The organism is Nonomuraea sp. NPDC050153 (assembly GCF_044460125.1).
Classification (GTDB): Bacteria; Actinomycetota; Actinomycetes; order Streptosporangiales; family Streptosporangiaceae; genus Nonomuraea.
Genome location: NZ_JBITJQ010000019.1, coordinates 158,953 through 182,539, shown reverse-complemented (window position 1 = coordinate 182,539; position 23,587 = coordinate 158,953). Strand labels below are relative to the sequence as shown.

At 68.7% G+C, this 23,587-nt stretch carries 15 protein-coding genes and 1 pseudogene; 8 read left to right on the top strand and 8 right to left on the bottom strand.

All coding sequences use genetic code 11. The features are described 5' to 3' along the window. Positions 1-235 precede the first annotated feature (235 nt). From ACIBQ1_RS37150 to ACIBQ1_RS37135, 4 genes are all read left to right on the top strand, one after another. On the top strand, positions 236-907 hold the full coding sequence (locus ACIBQ1_RS37150) for a TetR/AcrR family transcriptional regulator (RefSeq protein ID WP_397284168.1): 672 nt from the start codon (positions 236-238) through the stop codon (positions 905-907). A 456-nt stretch (positions 908-1,363) separates the two neighbouring features. Beyond that, the gene (locus tag ACIBQ1_RS37145; RefSeq protein WP_397284166.1) at positions 1,364-1,903 is read left to right on the top strand and encodes a VOC family protein; all 540 of its coding nucleotides are present in this window, start codon (positions 1,364-1,366) and stop codon (positions 1,901-1,903) included. Between the two features lie 273 nt (positions 1,904-2,176). Then, positions 2,177-3,604, top strand: a complete 1,428-nt coding sequence (locus ACIBQ1_RS37140) for an NAD-dependent malic enzyme (protein WP_397284164.1) — start codon at positions 2,177-2,179, stop codon at positions 3,602-3,604. A gap of 66 nt (positions 3,605-3,670) precedes the next feature. Next, positions 3,671-4,834 (top strand): MFS transporter, encoded by a 1,164-nt coding sequence (locus ACIBQ1_RS37135; RefSeq protein ID WP_397284162.1) that lies wholly within the window; start codon positions 3,671-3,673, stop codon positions 4,832-4,834. Positions 4,835-5,075: 241 nt separating this feature from the next. On the opposite strand, the gene ACIBQ1_RS37130 is transcribed toward ACIBQ1_RS37135, so the two are convergent. The 4 genes and pseudogenes from ACIBQ1_RS37130 to ACIBQ1_RS37115 form a co-directional block, all read right to left on the bottom strand. Then, positions 5,076-6,482 carry an alpha/beta hydrolase domain-containing protein gene (locus ACIBQ1_RS37130; protein WP_397284160.1) on the bottom strand — a complete coding sequence of 469 codons (1,407 nt, stop codon included), beginning with the start codon at positions 6,480-6,482 and terminating at the stop codon, positions 5,076-5,078. Positions 6,483-6,593: 111 nt separating this feature from the next. Continuing rightward, positions 6,594-6,818, bottom strand: a pseudogene (locus ACIBQ1_RS37125) (transposase); the annotation flags it as partial. 198 nt (positions 6,819-7,016) lie between these two features. Beyond that, on the bottom strand, positions 7,017-8,375 hold the full coding sequence (locus tag ACIBQ1_RS37120) for a hypothetical protein (RefSeq protein ID WP_397284157.1): 1,359 nt from the start codon (positions 8,373-8,375) through the stop codon (positions 7,017-7,019). A gap of 60 nt (positions 8,376-8,435) precedes the next feature. Then, a complete protein-coding gene (locus tag ACIBQ1_RS37115) occupies positions 8,436-9,977 on the bottom strand; it encodes an AMP-binding protein (RefSeq protein WP_397284155.1) in 1,542 nt (513 codons plus the stop codon). Positions 9,978-10,011: 34 nt separating this feature from the next. On the opposite strand from ACIBQ1_RS37115, the gene ACIBQ1_RS37110 reads away from it, so the two are divergent. Next, complete coding sequence (locus ACIBQ1_RS37110) at positions 10,012-10,899, top strand: LuxR C-terminal-related transcriptional regulator (RefSeq protein ID WP_397284153.1); 888 nt, start codon at positions 10,012-10,014, stop codon at positions 10,897-10,899. 361 nt (positions 10,900-11,260) lie between these two features. On the opposite strand, the gene ACIBQ1_RS37105 is transcribed toward ACIBQ1_RS37110, so the two are convergent. Beyond that, positions 11,261-11,935, bottom strand: coding sequence for a FadR/GntR family transcriptional regulator (locus ACIBQ1_RS37105; RefSeq protein ID WP_397284151.1), 675 nt, complete (start codon positions 11,933-11,935; stop codon positions 11,261-11,263). Positions 11,936-12,088: 153 nt separating this feature from the next. Here ACIBQ1_RS37105 and ACIBQ1_RS37100 point away from each other — a divergent pair, with 153 nt between their 5' ends. Next, positions 12,089-13,750 (top strand): alpha/beta fold hydrolase, encoded by a 1,662-nt coding sequence (locus tag ACIBQ1_RS37100; RefSeq protein ID WP_397284149.1) that lies wholly within the window; start codon positions 12,089-12,091, stop codon positions 13,748-13,750. 29 nt (positions 13,751-13,779) lie between these two features. Further along, on the top strand, positions 13,780-15,066 hold the full coding sequence (locus tag ACIBQ1_RS37095) for an amidohydrolase family protein (protein ID WP_397284147.1): 1,287 nt from the start codon (positions 13,780-13,782) through the stop codon (positions 15,064-15,066). A 148-nt stretch (positions 15,067-15,214) separates the two neighbouring features. On the opposite strand, the gene ACIBQ1_RS37090 is transcribed toward ACIBQ1_RS37095, so the two are convergent. Genes ACIBQ1_RS37090 through ACIBQ1_RS37080 form a run of 3 tightly spaced genes read right to left on the bottom strand, consistent with a single transcriptional unit; the run spans position 15,215 to position 21,983 of the window. Beyond that, complete coding sequence (locus tag ACIBQ1_RS37090) at positions 15,215-17,524, bottom strand: family 78 glycoside hydrolase catalytic domain (RefSeq protein WP_397284145.1); 2,310 nt, start codon at positions 17,522-17,524, stop codon at positions 15,215-15,217. A gap of 50 nt (positions 17,525-17,574) precedes the next feature. Continuing rightward, positions 17,575-20,787: a glycoside hydrolase family 3 C-terminal domain-containing protein gene (locus ACIBQ1_RS37085; RefSeq protein WP_397284143.1), complete on the bottom strand. Its 3,213-nt coding sequence runs from the start codon at positions 20,785-20,787 to the stop codon at positions 17,575-17,577. Positions 20,788-20,828: 41 nt separating this feature from the next. Continuing rightward, positions 20,829-21,983, bottom strand: a complete 1,155-nt coding sequence (locus tag ACIBQ1_RS37080) for a serine hydrolase domain-containing protein (protein ID WP_397284141.1) — start codon at positions 21,981-21,983, stop codon at positions 20,829-20,831. Between the two features lie 330 nt (positions 21,984-22,313). Here ACIBQ1_RS37080 and ACIBQ1_RS37075 point away from each other — a divergent pair, with 330 nt between their 5' ends. Continuing rightward, a complete protein-coding gene (locus tag ACIBQ1_RS37075) occupies positions 22,314-23,579 on the top strand; it encodes an MFS transporter (protein WP_397284139.1) in 1,266 nt (421 codons plus the stop codon). Positions 23,580-23,587 lie beyond the last annotated feature (8 nt).

Here is a 23,587-nt window from a genome sequence, read left to right as displayed (position 1 = left end):
TCTCGGGATGACAGACGAACATCGGACACGACCCGGTGCGGACGACGGCAGCGGAATCGTCGGTCCGATCCGTGGCTCGGCCCGAACAGGCCACCACACCGGGCATTCGCCCGGGCAGGCTCCAGGGCGAGGTCTCGGTCGCGGCCCGGGCATGGTGCCTATTGACCGGGCCCGCCCCCCTGGCTCCCGTAGACTTTCAACGATGGCCAATCAACGAGTTAGGTCGGAGGCTTACGTGCTGTCGGAGCTGCCCGCCGGCATAGGTACTTCACGCCGTCAGGAAGCCCTCGACGAATTCGTCCAGAAGCTCGAATCCGACAACTGGACCGGCATGACCGCAGCGAAGCGGCGCGTCCTCGAAGCCTTCCTGCAGTTGTGCATTCGCCACGGCATGGAGTCGGTCAGTATGCGGACGCTGGCCAAAGAGCTCAACATCAAACCACCGAGCATCTACTCTCACTTCCCCGAGGGCCGCGATGAGATCGTCGCGGAATGCCTGCGGTGGCACTTCCACCAGTTTGGACGAGCCCTTTGTGAGGCCGTCACCGACGCAGCGGACGCGCCGGAGTTCTGGGACGCCATGGTGAGGCTTCACTTCACCCGCCAGGTTCGGCTGCCCGAGAGCAACCTGTGGGACCTCTTGGTGGACACCGACCGGATGGTGCACATGCTGCCCACTGACCTCAGTGAGCAGGTGATGTACTGGATCGATCTGTACGAGGCCCTGTTCAAAGCCGCGGCGCTCGACATGGGCTTTCCCGATGCCGAGCGACGCATCAAGGTCGTCATGACCGTGTTGGAGGGGTCGACCCGCTGGTTCGCCCCAGACAGTTCCGACGCCGAGCTGGCTGTCGGCGCCGACCAAGCAGTCCTGATCTCCCACGCGCTGCTGAACCTGCCGCTGTAGCCGGCCAACTGGGTGGAGCCTGGACTCCGAGCTGCGCCGCGAAAAGCTGCTGACCTCGCACATCTCCGAGTGGCGGCGGGCTATGCGGCCCCAACCAGCCATCTCCAACCGATCGTGAGCGAACCGTCGAAACGCCGCCGCAAGGCTCTCCTGTCGATGCGAGTCGGCCGGTAAGCGCCTCCGGTCAAGTGGTGAACAGGCCGTCTGGCCATGGGTCTTCAGATGCAAGTCCACGGGTCGCCGGCACTTCTGAGGATCCGTCTGACGGAGCCCGCTCTGGCGAACTAACGTACGTTAGGCTATGGTGCCGGTAGCTCGCTGGGGCGCCTCAGGTGTGGCGGCTTGGGCGGGTCTCTCATAGATGCATCAGCCCACTTCGAAGGTCGTCCGAGGAGGACCTTCCTGCGCCGATCGGTCTGGGTCCACGGCCATCGGCAGTGAAGAACGGAGAAACCGATGATCAGCGTGAAGCGAGCCTTCGATCACGTGGGCATGGCCGTACCGGACCTGGACCAGGCGGTCGGGTTCTTCGTCGACGCGCTGGGATTCGACGTCGTCATCACTGCCGGTCCCTACGACGACTTCGGCTACGTGTGGCCAGGGGAGGACGCTCCGGAGAAGGGCACACTCCGCCAGGCCAACCTGGTCCTCGGCGACTCGTTCAACCTCGAGCTCCTGGAATACACCGACCGCAGCGTAGACGCCGCCGGAGGGGCGCCTCGCCCCGCAGACCCCGGCGGCTGGCATCTGGCCATCCACGTCGATGACATCCATGCCGCCGCCGAGGAACTCATGCAGCGTCCCGACGTTCAGTCGCTGTCCGGTGTCATCCCTGAGGTGGGGCCCCCGCTGGACGGTCTGCTGTGGACCTACTTCCGCACCGACTGGGGATTGGTCCTGGAGCTCATCCAGTGGCAGCCCGGCATGCCGTACGAGTCGAGCACCCACCTGCGGATGGCCGAGCCCCGCTGGGCAACTGCCCAGCCCTCCACCTAGTCCGCCGTTTCACCCACGCCATCGCCGGGTCAGCCGACCGCGAATCCTTGATCACATGAGCGCCCAGCCATGCCGCTTACCCGACGCAGGGGCCGGCCCGCTCCGCGCGTAGTGCCCATCAGACTGCCTCCCGAGGACCATCTAATGACGTCTCCCACTCCCCGTACCGAGATCGACAGCGCCGCTGCCGCAGGACCACAAGCAAGCGACCGGTCGACGCCGGCGACCGCAGTCGCGCCCCCTGTTCAAGCACCGGCACGGTCGGGTGGGGGAGTGGCCACCAGCCCGGGCTACGCGATCACCATCCGGGTCGAGACGACCACCGAGCCGATGGACATCGCCCGCCTCTCGCAGGCGGTCGCCGAGGCGGGCGGGGCGATCACCGCCCTGGACGTGGCCGAGTCGGCCGAGGGGCGGCTGGTGGTCGACGTCAGTTGCAACGCCGGCGACGCCGGGCACAGCGAGGTGATCACCAAGGCGCTGGCCGCGCTGCCGGACTGCTTGGTGGTCAAGGTGTCCGACCGGACCTTCCAACTGCACCTGGGCGGGAAGATCGAGGTGACGCCCAAGGTGGCGCTGCGGCACCGCGACGACCTGTCCCGCGCGTACACGCCGGGGGTGGCGCGGGTGTGCCTGGCCATCGCCGAGAACCCCGCCGACGTCCGCCGCCTGACCATCAAGCGCAACACGGTGGCGGTGGTGACCGACGGCAGCGCCGTCCTCGGTCTGGGCAACATCGGCCCGGCCGCGGCGCTGCCGGTGATGGAGGGCAAGGCGGCGTTGTTCAAGCAGTTCGGCGGGGTGGACGCCTGGCCGGTGTGCCTGGACACCCAGGACACCGACGAGATCGTCGCGGTGTGCAAGGCGCTGGCACCGGTGTACGGCGGGATCAACCTGGAGGACATCTCCGCCCCCCGCTGCTTCGAGATCGAGGAGCGGCTGCGGGCCGAGCTGGACATCCCGGTCTTCCACGACGACCAGCACGGCACCGCGATCGTCGTCCTGGCCGCGCTCATCAACGCGCTGCGGGTGGTCGGGAAGCGGATCGAGGACGTCTCGATCGTCGTCTCCGGGGTCGGCGCGGCCGGGTCGGCCATCATCCGGCTGCTGCTCCAGCAGGGCGCCACCGAGATCGTCGGCTGCGACCGCAAGGGCGCGGTGTACGACGCCCCCGACGGCTCCTCCGACATGCGCCGCTGGCTGGTCGACCACACCAACCCCCACCGCCGCCGGGGCACCCTCAAGGAGGTGCTGGCCGGCGCCGACGTGTTCATCGGCGTCTCCGGGCCGAACCTGCTCGATGAGGCCGACATCGCCGCCATGGCCCCCGGCGCGGTGGTGTTCGCGCTGGCCAACCCGGTGCCCGAGGTCGACCCGGTCGCCGCGCACCGGCACGCAGCGGTGGTGGCCACCGGCCGCAGCGACTACCCCAACCAGATCAACAACGTGCTGGCCTTCCCCGGGGTCTTCCGGGGGCTCCTCGACGGCGGGCTCACCCACATCAGCGACACCATGCTCACCGCCGCCGCGAACGCCATCGCCGACCGGGTCGAGCCTGGCGAGCTCAACGCCGACCACATCATCCCCAGCGTCTTCGACCCGACCGTCTCCCCTGCGGTCGCCGAGGCGGTCCGCCATGCGACCGCTTTCAGTACCGCGGGCGCCGGGAGCGGCCCCGCCGCAAGCGCCGGAAGTCTCTGACCACCCGCACCAGCCCCGTTCTTCTGGGAGAAGCCGATGCCGTCGTTGTCGCAGCAGCGAGTCGCTTTGACGCCCAACTTTCTCATCCTGGGTTTCGTGCTCGGCGTGTGGGCCGTGTCGATCCCGTCGATCAAGGATCGGATGGCCCTCTCCTACGGGCAGGTAGGGCTGACGCTGCTGGTGCTCGGGCTGAGCTCCCTCGCGGCCATGTCCGTCTCGGGACGACTGATGTCGCGCTTTGGGGAACGTCGAGTCCTGATCTGCGGAGGTGTGCTCTTCGGACTGTCGGCTCTCGGACCGGCCGCTGCTCGCACCTGGCCAGAGCTGCTGGCGGCCGCCGTGGTCCTCGGCGCCTGCAACGGCATCTTCGACGCCTCGCAGAACGCCTTGGCGGTGGCGCTCGAACGCAAGATCGGCCGACCCATCATCATCTCCTTCCACGCCTGGTTCTCAGCCGGGGGCCTGCTGTCGGCCCTCCTGGGCAGTGCCGTGCTGCGGGCAGGCATCGATGTCAGGTGGATGCTCGTCGGGACCGCGGCCGCGACCGCCATCCTCAGCCTGTGCCTGGCCCCTTGGCTACCCACAGTGCCCCACCACGCCACCGCCGAAGACGAACCCACGGGACAGCCGACACTGAGGAACAGGCGAATCATCGTGCTGGGACTGGTCGCCTTCGCACTCTTCACCGCCGAGGGGGCGGCCTACGACTGGTCCAACCTGCACCTGCGCAACGTCATCGGAGCCGAACCCAACGTGGCCGCCCTCGCCTTCGGAGCCTTCTCCGTCGGCATGCTGGGCGTGCGTCTCATCGCGGACCGGGTGGTCGCGCACGTCGGCCCCAGCAGGTATTGCCGGGCCGCCACCATTCTCGCCGCAGCCGGACTCGGTCTGGCCATCCTGAGCGACAATCCGCCTATGGCCATCCTGGGCTGGACCCTCGCCGGGCTCGGCATCGCGGGCACCGTGCCCCTGACGTTCTCCGCGGCCGGGAACGTGGATCCACGCCACTCGTCGACCTACGTTTCGAGGGTGGCGGCGTTCGGGTACTGCGGGTTTCTCGCAGGACCCTCGCTCATCGGATTCATCGCCGAGGTCACGACTCTCCGAATCGCTCTGATCGTGCCGGTCGCGTGCTGCCTCTTGGTCACCGGCGCTGCGGGGATATTGAGGGCCCGGCCCGCGCGTTCAACCGCCCAAGGATCAGCCGACCCACACTTGACGAGCCGCTGATCGGGTCTCCAGCCCCGACGACCTCGAAGCATGCCCGGCGGCCGGCACCCGCGGTGACACACCCTGACGCCCACGGTTGAGAATGACGAGCCCATTTTGGCCCCACTGTGCTGTGGCGGACAGCGGCTCCGCGCCGCCGAGACGAATCGGCTGCGCAGGTGTGCGGGGCCCATGGCGAGAGGTCACCGTTCAAGGGATCGCAGTGGTTTCGGCCGCTGCCTGCCGACACAGCGACACCTTCTCACCTACCAACTTGAGAGCGTTCGGCGTCGCGAATGGTTCTGTCGGCGTCCCGTCGGGTGATGAAGCCGTCTCGCAGGTTCCTTTCGGTGGCCTGGCGCACCTTGGTCACGTAGTCGCGGTGGCTGGGATACAGCTCGTTCAGGGTGGTTTCGTCGAAGGGGATCCAGGTGCCGCCCTGGCGGCAGGCGCTGTTGGTGGCGTCGGTCAGGCCGATGTTCCAGCCGGTGTTGCGCTCCGTCGGGGCGTCCACCGCTGCGAGCCGGATGCCGCCGCGGGCGATCTGGTAGGCGTCCCTGGTGAGCGCGGCGGGGCTGGTGGTGGTGTCGGTGATCTCCAGCTTGGGGGCGGTGGGCGGTCGCCGGTTCTCTCGCGCCCAGCGCACGGCGTGGTCGAACATCGCGTTCAGGACGTACTCATAGGGGACGTTACTGCGTGCCGGCGCCACGCACGGCGCGGTGGGCCCGGCGAGCAGGCCCGACACGCCTGCGTCGCGCAGGCGGATCGGATTGTTGACGAGGTAGGCGTGCCGGTCGGAGTGGGAGGCGCCGGCGATCTCCCAGGAGGTGTAGCGGTCGGTGTCGGGCCGGCGGCGGGTGGCCTGGTTGGCGAGCACGTCGTACTCGCTGGCCGTCTTGAAGACTCTGGTGGTCAGGTCGGGGCGGATCTGCACGCCGCCGTCCACGACGGTGATCACGTCGTAGACGGGCGCGAGGGGATGCACCGAGTTGGCGTAGGTGGCCAGCCGGGAGGCCGACTGGGACTGGCCCGTCGCGATGAGCGTCCTGACCTTGAGATTGCCGAGGGGACGTGCGCCCCGCGGGCTGGTCAGCGCCTTGGCGGCCTGGGTGAAGACGTCGTAGGCGAGGCCGTCGTCGGTGACGGTGCCATCCGCGGTCAGGTCGAGGCTGCCGTACCGGGCCGGGTTCCACGCCTTGAGGCCGGTCGGGGTGTGCACACCGTTGCGCTGGGCGCTGACGCCCACCCACGCGTATCCTTCGTCGAGCAGGTGGCGGAAGGAGCGGGACCACATGACCTCGTAGTCGAAGTTGTTGGTCACGTTGTACCACTCGACGATCGCGGTGCCGTTGAACTCTTTCGGTGAGATCGGGCGGCGGACGACGATGCGTGTCCTGTAGGGGTGGCCGGTGTCGATGATCGTTCCGGTGGCCTGGTCGGGGGTGGTGTACCGGTTGGCGGTGCCCTCGACGAAGTACTCCTCCTCGACGTAGCCGGCCTTGCCGAGATTCTGGTCGGTGGCGAAGAACGGGTGGTTGCGAGGCCCGTCACTGCTGGCGATGGGGCCGATCACCGTCGGAGCGCCGGGCTCGTCGAAGGGGGAGATCGCTGAGAGGGGCTGTGGGGTCAGCATCATCAGTGATAACAGGCAGTCCAGAAGAGGGCGCATGCGGGCTCCTTTCTGAAAGTACGGACTAGGTAGTTCATAAAAAGCTGCGCCGGTGAAGCTGTGAAGTCAAGAGGGAGATCACTTCCGCCACCGTGCCGCTCGTTCCTGCCGCGCGAACAGGATCTCGTTGGCGCGGCGCAACTCGGCGTTCTCCCGGCGCAGCCGCTTCAGCTCGGCCGACTCATCAGAGGTGCGGCCGGGCCGGCTGCCCTCGTCGATCTGTGCCTGGCGGACCCACGTGCGCAGCGTCTCGGCGGTGCCGATGCCGAGCTTGGTCGCGACCGCGTTGATCGCGGCCCACTTGGTCGGGTAATCCGGTCGCACCTCGGCGATCATGCGAACCGCTCGTCGGCGCAGCTCGGCGGGGGTAGGGGGACTTGCCTGGCATGGACTCGATCCTCTCAAGAGATCAAGTCTCCACCGAAGCCGGGGCGATTCATCGGATGGGCGGAGACTACTTCTCCTTCACGGTGGACGGCAGCGGGATGGGCCTGGTAGGCGGTCGTGCTTACCGTTGGTGCACGGCCGTTCTGGTCAGCGGGAGGTGCCGGGGCATGCCTCGTAGAACTGCCGGGTCACGGTGGGGTCGGTGAAGCGGCAGCCGAATGTTGGAGAGGCGACGTTCTGCCTGTTCAGGAGGTCGTCTCCGGCCGGGCGGGCCGCAGCACGCGCCTGGCGGCCGGGTGCCTCGACCCACGTGCGCAGGTCGTTCCACGCCGTGGTCACCTCGGCAGAAGTGAAGTCACAATGTCCTGTGGCGCGGATCGCGCGCTGCACGAGCAGCTCGGACTGGCCGTGACGGGCGACCGCCTGCGCGTAAATCTGCCCCATCGACAGCGGCACGACCAGATCGCCCACGTCGTTCAGGGCAAGCACGGGTACCCGGGGCTTGCCGAGGATCCGCGGGGCGGCGTTCAGCGCCATGCTGGTGCGCTCCTTGACGCTGGCCGGGGCGACGCGCTCGACGATCGGGTTGACGTCGATGGGCGTGGTCGGGGAGTAGCGGGTGGTCAGGTTCTGGGCCACGCTCGGCCCCGCAGGCGCCACGGACAGTATGAAGTTCGCGTACAGCGAGGCCGCGGCGTCGGCGCCCGGCCGGGGACCGCCGGACAGTTGCGTGATGATCTGCTGGAATTGCCGGCCAAGGTCGGTGGTCGGGTTCTGGCCGGGTGGCAGGCCGGTGAGGCCGAGCTTGGTCTGGATCTGCGGCAGTGCGGTGCTCGCGTAGTCTGCCGGCGCCGGGTAGGCGTCCACACCGGACAGGGCCTGCGCCGCCAGGTTGACGTCGAGGAAGAAGTCGAACAGGCGGTTGTCGCCCAGTTGGCCGCACAGCGACAGCCCACCGGCGTAGAAGCCGGGGTATTCCTCCAGGGAGCGGCCGAGGACGTGCCCACCCATCGAGCCGCCGGTGAGATAGGTGCGGCTGGGCTGGTGGGGAAGCAGGCGGGCGGCGTGGCGGGCCAGATCGCGGGTGCTGGTCACGCCGTCACCGGCGTCGTAGCCGTTCTTGGTGAAGCTGGAGGACGCCCAGGCGTAGCCCTGGTTGATCCAGCTTTCGCGCAGCCCGAAGGGCGGGGTGTCAACGGTGAGGACGGTGCCGCCGCGAAGCCCGTGCGCCCACATCGCCAGCTGCCCGTTCCACCTCGGCGGGATCTCGATGGTGTAGGCCGCGTGCTGATGAATTCCCTGCAGGACACGGGTCGGCCGGCCGCCGACCGTCAGCGGGGTCAGCGGGGGATTGTCCACCGTGTAGCCGGGCAGCGGCTGGTTCGGATCCGTGCCGCTCGCGGTGGCCGGGGTCGCAGCCGACAGGGCAAGTGCGCAGGCGGTGACCATCACGGCGGTGGTACGGCGCAGCCGCGTACCGCGTGGGCGTAAAGCGTGTTGGAACATGGCGATTCTCCATGTGGTAGAAAGCCGGGGTTCTGGGAAACTGCCACAGGGTGGCGTGTGTCACAGTTGGCTGGGTGCGCCGGACTGGCGGAGAAGGTAGCGCTGGATCTTTCCGCTGGGGGTCTTTGGCAGCGCGTCCACGAAGTGCACGCGGCGTGGGTAGGCGTGGGCGGAGTACCCGGTACGGACGAGTTGCTGCAGCTCGGCGGCCAGTTCGGGCGTCCCGTGAACCCCGTTGGCTAGAACGATGAACGCTTCGACGACCTCGCCGCGCAGCTCGTCGGGCCGTCCGGTCACGGCCACCTCTGCGATGGCCGGGTGGGTGGCCAGTACGCTTTCGACGTCGAAGGGCGCGATCCGGTAGCCGGCCATCAGGATGAGGTCGTCGTCGCGGGCGGAGAAGAAGAAGTACCCGTCGTCGTCCACGGACCCCGCGTCGCCGGTCAGATACCAGTGTCTGTCGGGCGTAAATCGTTCGGCGGTCCTGTCGGGCGCGTCGGCGTAGCCGCTGAACCACATCAGCGGGCTGGCGGCGACGTCGAGCGCCACCTTGCCGTCGAGGATGCCGGCGGCGAAGCCGGGCAGCGGCTTGCCCATCGAGCCGGGGCGGGTGGGTTCGGCGAGGTCGGGGTGCCAGGCGTTCACGATCATCATGCCGTGCTCGGTCTGCCCGTAGTGGTCGCGTACCTCGATGCCAAACGCACCGGGAGCCCAGGCCGTGATGTCGGGCGTGAGCGGCTCGCCGGCCGACGAGGCGCGGCGCAGGGAGAGACCGTCCACCGCGCCGCTCCTCCGTAGGCCGCGGTACACGGTCGGCGCGGCGGCGAAGTTCGTGACGCCGAACGCCTTGAAGACGGCGAGAGTGGATTCGGCGGTGAACCCGCCGTTCAGCAGCAGGTTGCGCCGACCCGTGGCCAGGGGTCCGAGGATGCCGTAGTACAGGCCGTAGGCCCAGCCAGGGTCGGCGGCGTTCCAGAACACGTCCTCGGCGGTGACGTCCAGCCCGTAGTACATGTAGCAGGCAAAGGAGGCCAGCGCCTTGACCGGGACCGGAACGGCCTTTGGCTCGCCGGTGGTGCCGCTGGTGAACAACCGGATCAGCAGGCCCGCTCCCCCGACGGCCACAGCGTCACCCATGGGTTCGCAGCCGGCGATGAGCTCGTCCAGCTCAGGTCCGGCCACCAGTGTCGTGAGGTCTTTGAGGGGTGCGAGCTTGTCCTGCTGGCTGGGCTCGGTGACGACCAGCCGGGCACCGCTTACCCGGACGCGCATCTCGATCGCGGGCGTAGCGAACGCGGTGAACAAGGGCACGTGCACGGCGCCCAGCCGCCAGATCGCCAGCAGGGTCACCACCAGTTCTCGGCGCTTGCCCATCAGCACGGCGACACTGTCCCCGGCGGCGACGCCGGACAGCGCCAGCACCGTCGCCAGCCGCCTGGACGCGTCCGCCAGCTCTCCGTAGGTCAGATCACGGGCACTGAGATCGGGTTCGACGAAGGTGAAGGCGACCGCCGACGGGTCGTGACGGTCGCACAACAATTGCGCCGCACAGGCCTCGGCCGTGCCGAATTCGGCCCGCCAGGACTCGATCTGTGCCTTCACGGAGGAGTGGTGGGCCCTGTGATTCGCGTATGGCATGAGCCATACTCTGCGCCGTGATGTTCAACACGCGTACCCTCCGAAGAGGGTACCGATGGTGATCCGGAAGCCGCAGGCTGAACGCGTGAAGGCTACGCTGGCCAGAATCAGGTCTCTCACCGGGGTGTCCCTCGCGTTCGCCGGGCCTGTCGATCGTGACGGCGTGCTCCTCGAACGCTTCGACGGCCCTGTCGTGGGCCCTTTGTCCGGGGTCAAGCTGCCCTTCGGGCACGGCCTCGGCGGGAAGGCCGCCACGATCCAGCGGCCCGTCGTCGTCAACGACTACGTCCGCGCACCGCACATCACGCACCAGTACGACCGCATCATCCGAGCCGAAGGGCTGCGCGCGATGGTGGGGGTCCCGGTGGTGGTCGCCAAGCGGACAGTCGCCGTCATCTACGCCGCGTTCCGCGACACGCAGATCATCGGCGGCCGCATCTACGACGTCGTCGCCGCCGAGACGAGAACACTCGAGCACGACCTCGTCGTCGCTCACGCACTCGAGACGACCGAGCATCCGCAGGGCGGCGATGCAGCGGTCGTCGAGGAGAACCGCCGGCTGCGGGAAACCCTGCGCGACACCTACACACAGTTGCGTCTGCTCGCCGCCCGGACCACCGATTCGGTGATCCGCGAGGAGCTCTTGCGTAAGGCAGAGCAGTTCACCGATCAGGGCTCGAGGCCGTCGGCGCTCATGCTGACGGCCCGCGAGAACGACGTGCTCGCCCTGGTGGCGGGCGGACTGACGAACGCGCAGATCGCTGCGGCGCTCGGCCTCACGACCTTCACGGTCAAGAGCTACATGAAGTCCCTCATGGGCAAGCTCGGCGCCGACACCCGGCATGAGGCGGTCGTCATCGCTCGCCGGCTGGGCCGCCTGCCCTGACCCGGTGGAAATGGCCGCAGGTATCGCGGCCACTTCCGGAATGCGCCTAAACACGTTTCACCGGGGAGATCTTCTCGCTGAAGATCTTGCGGCCGATGCCGTGTGCCTCCAGGGCGTCCAGTCCCAGTAAGGACGTCGTCCGTTGGCAAGATCGGATGATACGGGATAGTCACGCACAGACACTTCGCTCGGTGGCGACTTCGGGTGCGGACATCCCGGCTCACGCGGTGTTGCCGCCCGTCTCAGCCGATCTTGGAGGATTCGCACCTGGGCGCGGGCGCTACCCCGCTTACCCGCCCGCTCGACCGCCATGCCCATCGCAACGCCCTGAGCCATGGAACGCGGGACGGGCTGCGGGGCGTCAGAGGTGGTCGCCGAGCAGGACGCGACGTACGTGGTGGAGGTGTTCGCGCATGGCGTCACGGGCGCCTTGCGGGTCCCGTTCGCGGACGGCGGCGACGATCTGCTCGTGTTCGGTGCAGTAGCAGTGGTGGCGTTCAGGGTTGAAGCTGCGGCGCTTGAGCCCGCCCCATATGGGCTGGCGGCGGGCGTTGATGAGCAGGGAGCTGACGCTGATCAAGACCGCGTTATGGGTGGCCACAGCGAAGCTGTGGTGCAGGGCGGTGTCCCAGCGTTCGAACTCCTCCGAGCTGGACGCCTGCTCGCCACCGCGCAGGCAGCGTTCCATCTCCGCGAGATCCGCCCCGGTGGCGGAAGCGACGGCGAGCGGCATCAGCTCCGGCTCCAGGACCAGGCGTGAAGCCATGATCTCCGCGGGGCTGGGCTGGTGGGCGGCGCCGTCGGGAAGGGCGGTCTCGTCTGGAGCCACGAACGTGCCTCGGCCGACGTGACGCAGCACGAGTCCGCGGGTCTCCAGGTCCTGCAGGGCGGCACGGACCGCGGCGCGGCCGACCCCGGTGGCTGCCGCCAGGTCCCGTTCGGTGGGCAGGCGGTCACCGGGCTTCAGGCCGCCAGTGGTGATGATCTCTTCCACATGTTTGAGCACGGCGGCCGCGGGACCCACAGCCTGGTCCATCTCTGCTCCCTTCCTGAACCAATGAGGACCAATGCTAGCACTTGGGTTGATCAATGCGCAGGAAATCGAGTGTTGACCTCCCGGAAACACAGACCTAGGCTGACCGATGCGAACCGATTATCGACATTGGTTCATATTGGCTCAGGAGGTGTGGTGCGCTTCGCAAGCATTCACAGCAAGGACGGCGTACGGGTGTGCGCGGTCGACGAACACGGAACGGCCCGCGAGGTGCGCTTCGCCGACACCGGCGCTCCCGTCAGCGACCTGCGGCAGATCATCGACGCGGGCCCCGAGGCAGCACGCCGCCTGGAGATCGGCAGCCGGGCCGTCGACGGGCACCTGCTGGCCCCCCTGATCCCGGCGCGCAACATCTTCTGCGTGGGACGCAACTACTCCGAGCACGCGGCGGAGTTCGCCAAGAGCGGTTTCGACGCGACCGGCTCCCCGGACGGCCGGCACGTGCCGGAGCACCCGGTCGTCTTCACCAAGCCGGCGGCGTCCGTGATCGCCTCCGGTGACGTGGTCGACCCGCACACCGACATCACCTCCGCGCTCGACTACGAGGGCGAGATCGGCGTCATCATCGGCCGACACGCCTCGAAGGTCGGCCGGCACGAGGCGATGGACTACGTGTGGGGCTACACCCTCATCAACGACGTCACCGCCCGTGACCTGCAGCGTGACCATAAGCAGTGGTTCATCGGCAAGTCCCTGGACACTTTCTGCCCGATGGGTCCGTGGGCCGTGACCGCCGACGAGATCGACATCCACGATCTGCAGCTGCAGACCCGCGTCAACGGCGAGCTGCGCCAGGACACGAATACCTCCCAGCTGATCTTCGACGTGGCGACCATCATCGAGACCCTCTCGGCCGGCATCACGCTGGAACCCGGGGACGTCATCGCCACCGGCACCCCCGTCGGCGTCGGCATCGGCTTCGACCCGCCCAAGTACCTCACCACCGGAGATCAGGTCGTCGTCTCCGCCCCGGGGCTGGGCGAGCTGACCAACACTATCGGCCCCGTGCCCGTCCGCGACAACCTCCGGCCCGCCGCGGGCGCCCAGCTGTTCGTCGAGAAGACCGGGCAGGGCTCGCCCGTGGTCCTCATCCACGGCCTCGGGGGCGCCACCACCGTCTACGATCCCCAGGTCTCCGCCCTGGCCGAGCACCACACGGTGCTGCGCTACGACCTGTCCGGCCACGGCCGCTCCCCCAGGAACGGCACCCCCAGCATCACCGGCTGGGTCGAGGAACTCATTGCCCTGCTGGACGCGGAAGGCATCGAGGAGATCGCCATCGTCGCACACTCCATGGGCACCCTGGTCGCGTCCACCTTCGCCGTCGCCCATCCCAGCCGGGTCACCAAGCTCGCGCTGCTCGGGCCAGTCCGCGCCCAGGTCCCGCAAGCCAAGGAAGCCACCCGCGCCCGCGCCCGCATCGTGCGCAAGAACGGCATGTCCGCGGTGGCCGACACCATCGTGTCGATCGCCACCTCCGAGCAGACCCGCACCGAGCGGCCCCTGGCCGCAGCCCTGGTCCGTGAACTGGTGCTCGGCCAGGACCCGGACAGTTACGCCTCCGCCTGCGAGGCCCTGGCCTCGGCCGAGGAGCCGGATTTCGCGAGCATCAAGGCCCCGGTGCTGCTGCTCACCGGCAGCGACGACAAGACCAGCCCTGTGGCCGTCAACGACGACATCTTGGCCCTGCTGCCCAAGGCCAGGCTGCACGTCATCGAGGGCATCGGCCACTGGCACACCCTCGAAGCACCCGAAGACGTCACCCGCCGACTCCAGGAATTCCTCGCCCAGTTCTGACAACACCGCACGAAAGGGTGGTGACCACCATGTCACCGAATACCTCGATCCTGTTCACCAACGTCCGCGTGTTCGACTCCAGCGGCAGCGAGCCGTTCGAGGGCGAGGTCCTGGTCATCGGGGAGCGCATCGCCGAGGTCCGCCGCGGAAGCGGCGACCTGCCCCGCGACGGCGTGCGCGTCGTCGACGGCCGCGGGCAGTTCCTCATGTCCGGCCTGTGCGATGCCCACACGCACTTCAGCTGGATCGACTCCGCCGACCTGCCGGGCCTGGGCAGCCTGGGCGTGGAGGAGCACACCCTGCTGTCCGCCCGTTCCGCGCTGACCTACCTCAACTCCGGGTACACCATGTGCGTCGGCGCGGCCGCCGCCAAACCCCGCCTGGACGTCGTCATCCGCAACGCCATCAACGACGGGCTCATCCCCGGCCCGCGCTACCTGGCCAACTGCCAGGAGATCGCCGTCACCGGGGGCGCCCTCGTGGCGGGCATCACCGCGTTCGCCGACGGCCCCGAGGAGATGCGCAAGCAGGTCCGCCGCAACGTCGCCTACGGCGCCGACCTGGTCAAGCTGAGCATGTCCGGCGAGGAGATCACCGGCAACCAGCACGCCGAGGACAACTACTTCTCCGACGAGGAGGTCCTCGCCGTGACCACCGAGGCCCACCGCCGCGGCCTGCGCGTGTGTACGCACGCCCGCTCCGCGGAGAGCGTGAAGATGTCCCTGCGCAACAACGTCGACATCATCTACCACGCCAGCTTCATCGACGAAGAGGGCCTGGACATGCTCGAAGCCAAGAAAGACGAGGTCTTCGTCGCCCCCGGACTGAACTGGCTGGTGGCCACCCTCAACGACGCGTCCACCTTCGGCTACCCGCCCGAGGCCGCCGAAGCCGCCGGCTACAAGCGCGAACTCGAGTACGCCATCGCCGGCTTGCAGGAGATGCGGCGGCGCGGCATCCGCGTCCTGCCCGGCGGCGACTACGGTTTCGCCTGGACGCCGCACGGCACCTACGCACGCGACCTGCAGCACTTCGTCGAGCTGCTCGGCTACACCCCGACGGAGACGCTGCTGGCCGCGACGAAGCTGGGCGGGGAGATCATGCGGATGCCGGACGAGCTCGGGCAGATCAAGCCCGGCTTCTACGCCGACCTCATCCTCGTCGACGGCGACCCGCTCAAGGACATCAGCATCCTGCAGAACCGCGACAAGATCATCGCAATCATGAAGGGAGGCGCCTTCCACAAGGACCCCGGCCACCGCACAACCCGGGACGCCCTCGTCCCGGCCGATCAGCCCGTCGTCGTCACGGCCTGACCCCGAAAGAACAACCTGGCGCCCCCGGTCTCGCCACGCCCCGGGGGCACAGGAACGGTCGCACTGGGCCGCTCAAGGGACTTAAGGACAACCCGCAGCCCCGCACCTAGCAAGATCGCCCTCAGCGAGAGCATCCGTCCAACGGCTATCAACCCCGATCTCCTTCACACGCCGGAAATGGTGGCACTCGACCGCATCGAACAGCAGCCGGTGCAGCCCAGGCTCGCTCGGTGGCGCGGAAGCTGTGGGCTCCCCCGATCACCGTGTGCCGGGCCCCATCGGGTAGGACGACTTCCGCCTCGATACCGTCCGGGACACGAATGTCGACCTCGAATCTCTCGTCGGCTGCATCCACGCGCCGCCATCCGCACTCGACGCGGCCGTGCGGGGTGTCCAGGGCGCCGCGGGCCCAGTCGAGGCCGGTACCGGGGGTGGGCTGGAGGAGCAGTCGGGTGTAGCCGGGTTCGGCGGGGCGGATGCCGGCGACGACCTTGTAGAGCCAGTCGGCGACCGCGCCCAGCGCGTAGTGGTTGAAGCTGGTCATCGCGCCGGGGTTGACCGTGCCGTCCGGCAGCATCGAGTCCCAGCGCTCCCAGACCGTCGTGGCACCCATCGTCACTGCGTACAGCCAGGATGGGCACTCGTCCTGAAGCAGCAGTCGGTACGCGGCGTCGATGTGCCCCGTCTCTCCAAGTGCCCAGGTGATGAAGGGAGTTCCCGCGAACCCGGTCGCGACGCGGTAGCCGGCCTCCGCCACCAGGGCGGCCAACCGGTCGCCGGCCGCCTGTCGCTGGGCGTCGCCGAGCAGGCCGAAATGGATCGCGAGCGCGTACACGGTCTGAGCGTCGGACTGGATGGTGCCGTCGTCGTGAACGTAGTGCTTGAGGAACGCCTCGCGGGTACGGTCGGCCAAGTCCCGCCACCGCCGGGCATCCCGCGGCTTTCCGAGGATGTGCGCGGTGTCCGCGGCGAAAGAGGCGCTGCGGTAGAGGCAGGCCGTCGCGACGACGCCGTTGTCCGCCTTCGACGCCCAGGGCTCGTCGGCGGGGGCCGTCGGGTCGAGCCAGTCGGCGAACTGGAAACCCTCGTCCCACAGGCCCGTCGGGGAGATCCGAGCCTCGGCCGCCTCCAAATGCCCGACCATGGCCGGGTAATGCTCGGCGAGCCGGGCGCGGTCGCCATAGGCCCACCACAGGCTCTCGGGCACCCACACGGCGGCATCGCCCCAGATCGCGGTCGGGCCGAGCAGGCGTGCGACGTGCTCGTGGGCCTCCGGCGACATGTACTTCAGCACGTGGGGTACCACGAACGGCACGTAACCCGCGTGCTCGGTCTCCGCGGCAAGGTCGAGCAGCCAGCCGTGCAGCACGTCCGCACAGTCGAACTGATAGCAGGCGGTGGGCGCATAGACCGCGATGTCGCCGGTCCAGCCCAGCCGTTCGTCCCGTTGCGGGCAGTCGGTCGGCAAGTCGAGGAAGTTGCCCTTCTGCCCCCACACGGAGTTCTCTACCAGGCGGTTGACCAGTGGGCTGGAGCACTCGAACGTGCCGGTGCGGAGCATGGCGGAGTGGACGACCACGGCTTCGAGGACGTCCGCGGTGAGCGTGCCCGGGTAGCCGGTGATCTCGGCGTAACGGAAACCATGGAAGGTGAAGGCGGGCCCGAAGGTGTCGTCGCCGCCGGAGAGAACGAAGGTGTCGGTGGCGCGGGCGCGTTGGAGCGGCCGGGTGGCGAGTTCCCCGTGTTCGACGACCTCGGCGTGCCGGACGACGATCTCCGTCCCCGCAGGTCCCGAGGCGCGCAGCCTGACCCAGCCGACCAGGTTCTGCCCGAAGTCTACGAGGGTCTTCCCGCCCGGCGAGGTCCAGATCCGCGTTGGCCGCAGCACTTCCTGTCGGATGACGGGCGGCTTCACCTGAGGGGTCAGACTCGCCCGGTCGAACTCCTTTGTGCGGACGACGAGCTGTCCGCGGTCCACGGCTCCCGCATCGATCCGCACCCCGTGGTACAGGCTGTTCTCGACCAGGTGGGAGCGGCGCGCGCGCCAGCACGGACCTGTCGCGAACCGCTGGATGGCCCCGTCCCGGTAGGTCACCTCCAGTTCCGCAATGAAGCCGAGTTCGGGGCCGTAGTCCAGATTCAGGCCGTTGAAGCCGAGGCCGCCGCGCCACCAGCCGTTGCCGAGCAGCACCTCGATGTCGACGGTGTCCGCCATGAACCGGGTTACGTCGTACTCCTGGACCTGGAGCCGCCACTCGTAGGCGGTCCAGCCGGGGGCGAGGACGGCCTCGCTCACGGGCTGACCGCCGATCCGCGCCTCGTACACCCCGTGGGCCGTCGCGCGCAGAAGGGCCCGCTCCACTTGTGCCTGCGGCTGATCGAGGACGAGCGTGGCGGCGAGCACGACGGCCGTGCCGCGGTCCGCATCGGCGGTGATCATGGTTGCGTGCTCCAGCACGTGTGGTGCTCCTTTGTCGCTGATCGGGGAGTCGGGGTGCGGGTAGCTCGTCAGCGCTTGCGCAGGCGGGCTGCCATCCGGTCGAGCGTGGCGTGCGCGGTGTCGAGGCCCACGAGGTTCAGGTGCCCGTGCAGCACTCCTGCCGAGAGCGCCTGCTCGACATCCACCCCGGCGGCACGGAGCTGCTCGGTGAAGAGTTCGCCGCTGCTGCGCAGGTGGTCGAACTCGTCATTGTCGACGTAGGTGGGCGGGAAACCGCTCAGGTCCTTCGCCAGGCCAGGGAAGGCATAAGGGGACGCTGTCTCGATCGGCTCGTCGCCCAGGTAGGCGCGGAACACCTGGTCCGCGTGCTTGGTGAGCAGGTTGAAAGCGGCCGGGAGTTCGGCCAGGGCGGCGGCCAGTTCGTCGGAAGGCTCGGGCAACGGGGCGTGCACCAGCGGGTAGAGGAGCAACGCCTGCCAGGGGGTTTCACCCTCGTCGCGCAAACGCAGGGCTGCTCCGGCCGCGAGGTTGCCGCCGGCGCTTGCTCCGCCGACGGCGATGCGGGCCGGGTCGACGCCTAGGTCCGCGGCGTTGGCGCGGACCCACCGGTAGGCGGCGACGACGTCGTCGTGTGGGGCGGGGAAGTGCACATCCGCACCGCACAGGCGGTAGTCGACGGAGACGACGACGGCATCCGCCCGCCCCGCGACGCCGCGGGCGGTCTCGTGCGCCTCGGGCATGTCGAGGTCACCGCCGACCCAGGCGCCGCCGTGCAGCCAGACGAGGCATGGTCGCGGGGACGACGTGGGACTGGCCGGCCGGTAGACGCGCACCGGGATCGGCGCCTCCGGCGACGGGATCTCGCGGTCGTCGATCGCCAACTCCCACTCCTCGCGCGGGCCGTACGGCTCGGCGAGCGGCTCGAAGTCGCGGGCGGTGAGGCTGTCGACCGGCTTCTCGGCGAACTTCCTGAGCCGGTCGGCGAGCTGGGGATGGAACGTGTGGCGCGGATGCGTCGTGGTCATGGGTGGCTCCTCTGACGAGGGGGTGGGCTGTGCGGCACCGACCTCGGCTCGTGCCGCGGCGGCCAGTGCGTGGATGGCCTCTTCGTCGAGCCCGAGCATCGGGCCGGTGAACCGGTCGAAGGGGATCTGACCGGCCACCTTCATCGCCATGGGGCCGATCGTGTCGAGCTGGACGGTGCCGGGGTGGGCGGCAACGCGTTCGCGTAGCAGCCTGCCGCCGACGGGGTGGCTGAGCCATTCGCCGAACAGAGACTGGGTGGTCAGCTCGTCGATGATGCCGTCGCCCGGGGTGTGCAGCTCGATGCTCAGCCGGATGTCGCGGGAGGAGGCGCCGATCTCGACGGTGAAGGCGCCGGAGTCGATGCGCCAGCCGCCGCGGCGGGTCGACCACCAGGCCAGGTCGCGGCCGGTGAGCCGGAACTCCGCCGGCCCCGACTCTCCAGGCTGCAGCGCGAGCTTGGTGAAACCGCGCAGTTCGTGCCGGGGCCGGGTGGGGCGCGCCTCGTCGAAGGCGACGTAGAGCTGGACGACCTCCGCTCCGGCGCGGGTGCCGGTGTTGGTGACGGTGGCGCGGACTATCCACTCGTTGTCGCCGGTCTGCTCGACGTCCAGGCCGCTGTAGGCGAACGTCGTGTAGCTCAGCCCATGACCGAAGGGGTAGGCGACGGGCGCGTCCAGCGTGTCGTAGTGGCGATAGCCGACGTAGCGGCCCTCACCGTGCACGGTGTGACCGTCCTGCCCGGGGAAGTACAGGTAGGAGGGGACGTCCTGGAGGCGCAGCGGGATGGACTCGGTGAGCTTGCCCGCGGGATTCACGGCCCCGAACAGCACGTCAGCCACGGCCGCGCCGCCCGCCTGGCCGCCGAGCCAGGTCTCGAGTACGGCCTGCACGTCGCCCTGCCACTCGCTCACCGAGACCGTCGCGCCGTTCGACAGCACCACCGCGACCTGCGAACATGCCGCGGACACAGCGCTCACCAGCTCGACCTGGTCGGCCGGCAGCAGGATGTCGGTACGGTCCTCGCCCTCGGTCTCCGACTCGTCCGGCAGACCGAGGAAGAGCAGCACCACATCCGCTTCTGCCGCGCGGGCCACTGCCTCCTCCGACAGTGCTGGATCTGCTGTGCTGTCCAGGGAGAAGCCGGGGGCGAAGATCAGTTCCAGCTCCGGCCCGGCCGCGGCACGCAACGCGTCCCAGGCGTTGTCGAGACGGGTGGGATTCACCCGGGAGCTGCCATGGCCCTGGTAGCGCGGAGTGCGGGCGAACTCGCCGATGACGGCCACCTTCAGCCGCGCCGTCGAGTCGAGCGGCAGCAGACCGTCCTCGTTCTTCAACAGCACTGCGCCCGCGCCGGCCGCTTCACGTGCCAGTTCGTGATGGGCGTCCTCGTCCCAGTCCTCGAACCGCTGGGCCCGGTCCACCCGCTCCTGGAGCTTCAGGAAGCGGCGTGCCGTGGTCGCGACGATCTCCGGGTCCAGACGTCCCTCCTCGACGGCCGCCACGATCCGGTGGTCGGTGCCGCTGGGCGGCATCTGGAGATCACAGCCCGCGGCGAGCGAGGCGACCCGGTCGACGACGGCTCCCCAGTCGGACATCACCAGGCCGTCGAAGCCCCACTCCTCACGCAGCACCTGCGTCAGGAGCCACGGATTCGCGCTCGCGTACACGCCGTTGACCCGGTTGTAGGAACTCATCAGCGTGTACGGCTTCGCCTCCCGCACGATGTGCTCGAAGGCCGGCAGATACAACTCCCGCAGGGTGCGTTCGTCGACATCCGCGCTGACCCGCATCCGGTCCGTCTCCTGATTGTTGACGGCGAAGTGCTTCACGCACGCGCCGATGCCCAGGGATTGGATGCCGTTCACCAGGGCCGCGCCCATGACACCGCTGATGTGCGGGTCCTCGGAGAAGTACTCGAAGTTGCGTCCGCACAGCGGGCTGCGCTTGATATTCAGGCCAGGACCGAGCACCACATCGACGCCGAGCGCGGACGCCTCCCGGGCGACGGCGGCCCCGATCCGGTGCAACAGGCCGGGATCCCAGCTGGAGCCCATGGTGACCGCCGGCGGATAGCAGGTGGCGGGCACAGCGTCGGGGAAGGCGATGTTCTCCTCCTCTTTGCTGTGCCGTAGCCCATGCGGGCCGTCGGAGACGTGCAGGGTGCGCACGACGTCCCGGACGGCGGTGGTCGTCCATGGGCTGGCGCCGGAGGTAAGGGAGGCCTGCTCGGTGAGGCTGAGCTGTTCGGATGTCATGGGTTCCTCGGTGATGAAGTGGTGCTGGGGACCGGCTGCCGTCACGCCCACTCGGGGACGAGTGACTCGATCGCGATGTGCCGCTGGAAGTCGCGCACCATGTCGCGGTCCATCCCGCTGGTCAGCAGGCAGAAGGAAAGGCCCGTCTCGGGGTCCGCCCACGCGGCCTGACCGCCTGCTCCGGGATGGCCGAAGGCCCGGGGTGAGGTGCGGCCCCCGTACGGGCGCGCCTGCAGCGGGGTGTCGTATCCCGGGAGCTGCACGGTGGCGCCGTTGTCCGGACCAGCGATGATCATGCCGATGCTCCGGTTGGCAGGAGCGTCCGACCGCGAGGGGTCAGCGGGAAAAGTGTTCCGGATCCGGCCGGTGGCGTCCGCCAGCACCTCCGGCCGCCACAGACCGGAGGTGTTGTGGAGCAGTTCCTGGTAGAAGAGGGCCACGCCAGCCGCGTTGGAAAAGGCGTTGGCGCCTGGGACGCCGAGGGCGACCAGATCCGGATCGTTGGCGACGGCCCGCGCCGCGGCGTCGCTCGCTTCCAGGACACGGACATCGATCGGACGTCCGAGGATAACCTCCAACGCCTCCATCGGATACTCACCGGTCGCCACCACACGCTGGAGGTCTCCCTGCCGCTCCTTGGGCACGCCCAGCTCGAAGCGGTCGAGGCCGAGCGGGTCGAGGATCCGGGTGCGCAGTGCCTCGCGGTAGTCCTGGCCGGTCAGCCGCTGGATCAGTTCGGCCAGCACCCAGTGCGCCGAGAAGGGGTGGTACTCGAAACGCGTCCCCGGCTCCCACTCGAGCTGCCACTCGGCCATGGCCGCCGTCCGCGTCTCCCTGTCGGCCAGCGACGCGGGGTCTACGGCGGCGTTGGGAAGCCCACAGGTATGCAGCAGGACGTGTTCGAGGGTGACGGTGTCCTTGCCGTGCGCGGCGAACTCGGGCCACACCTCGGCCACTTTTGTGTCGAGGGTGATGAGCCCCTCGCCGAAGAGCTGCCACATCACGGACGCCACGATCGGCTTGGTGGAGGAGAACAGGCAGAAGCGGTCGCTGTCCCGCGCCTCACCGAAGGACTCGAAGGCCAGGACCTCGCCGTGGCGGGCGACGGCGAACTGCGCGGCCGGCCAGGCTCCCTCGTCCACGGCCTTCTGGACGTGGACGCGCATGGAGGTCAGGTGGGTACTGTCGGCTCTCAACGGTTCGCCTCTCTCGACGATTGACAGGGACTGGGGCTGGGCAGCCGGGCGGATGCGATATCTCGACCGGTCGGAAGGGGCGGCTCGATCCGGTCCCCCGGCCCCTCCGGGCCGGCGCCTCGGGGGTCATGCGGACTTGGGCCAAACGAAAATCTATGCGTAGCCAGATTTTGTTGCTACGTTTCCCCCACGTCAATATCTAGCTACGGCTAGATTTCCTTCGCTGATCACGGGAGATCTGCGATGTCCCAGCCTGAGCCGCAGCCGGAGTTGGCCCCGGCAACACCTGCGCTCCGCCCCATTGAGCCCGCCCCGGACGACATCCGTGGCGTGGCGACCGACGTAGCCGACGAGACGCCGGTCGAGAAGGTGTCCAAGCGAGCCGTGGTCGCCATCCTGATCACGATCTTCGGCAGCACCGCCGCCGCCATGATGCCCGCCCTGATCGCCCTTCCGATCATCATGGCGCGCATCGCCCCGGACAATAAGGAGACGGCGCTCGGCATCGCCACGGGGATCTCGGCGTTCGGCGGAATGATCCTCGGCCCGCTCTTCGGGGCGCTGAGCGATCGCACCACATCCCGATTCGGCATGCGCCGGCCTGGCATGGTCATCGGCGGCTTGCTCGCGATGCTGGGGCTCGTACTGCTCGGCCTTGCCGACAGTCTGCCCGCCGTCTTCGCAGCGCTGGTCGTCCTCGCCGTCGGGCAGGCTCTCTATGGAGCGTCCCACGCGGCTATGACCCCCGACACCATCCCCGAGCATGCGCGGGGACGCGTCGTCGGATTCGCGTCCATGATGGGTGTACTGGCCGCCCTCCTTGCCGGCATCGTGGGGCCGCAGTTCATCGACAACCAGTTCGTCCTCGCCGCCGGCGGTGTGCCCCTGTACCTCCTGGGCCTGGTGGTCGGGATGGCGCTCTACCGAGACCGCAGGCTCGACCCGGCGCAGGTGCCGCCGCAATCGCTCCTGCGCACCGTGGTGGGCGGATACCGGTTCAACCCGAAGAGCGCCCCGGACTTCTCCTGGGTCTGGATCAGCCGGTTCTTCATCACCCTTGGCATCGCGTTCACCGGCGTGTTCACCATCTACCTCCTCACCGACCACCTGAAGGTGAGCCCGCAGGAACTGCCCTCGCTGATCTCCATCAACAGCGTGCTCGGCATGGCCAGCGGCCTGGTCGGCACGGTCGTGGGCTCCTTCGTCACGGACAAGGTGCGAAGCCGCAAGCGGCTGGTCCTGGTTGCCGCGCTGATGCTGGCCGCGGGAAGCGCCATCATCGCCTTCGCCCCGTCGGTCCCGGTCTTCTTCGTCGGCAGCGCACTCCTCACCTTCGCGAACGGTTTCCTCATCCCCACCGACGGGGTGCTGGTCATGGGCGTGCTGCCGGGCGGCGACGGGGCCAACGCCAAGTACATGTCCTTCTTCACCATCGCGGACGGGCTCCCGCGCTCCCTGGGCCCGATGATCGCACCAGCCGTCATGACGCTGGGCGGGATGACGGCTCTGGGTGGATATCCAGTCCTGTACCTGGCCGGAGGCATCGTCGCCATCGCCGGAGGCTTGCTCGTGCGCCGCGTACGAGGCGTCCGCTGAAGGCCGCT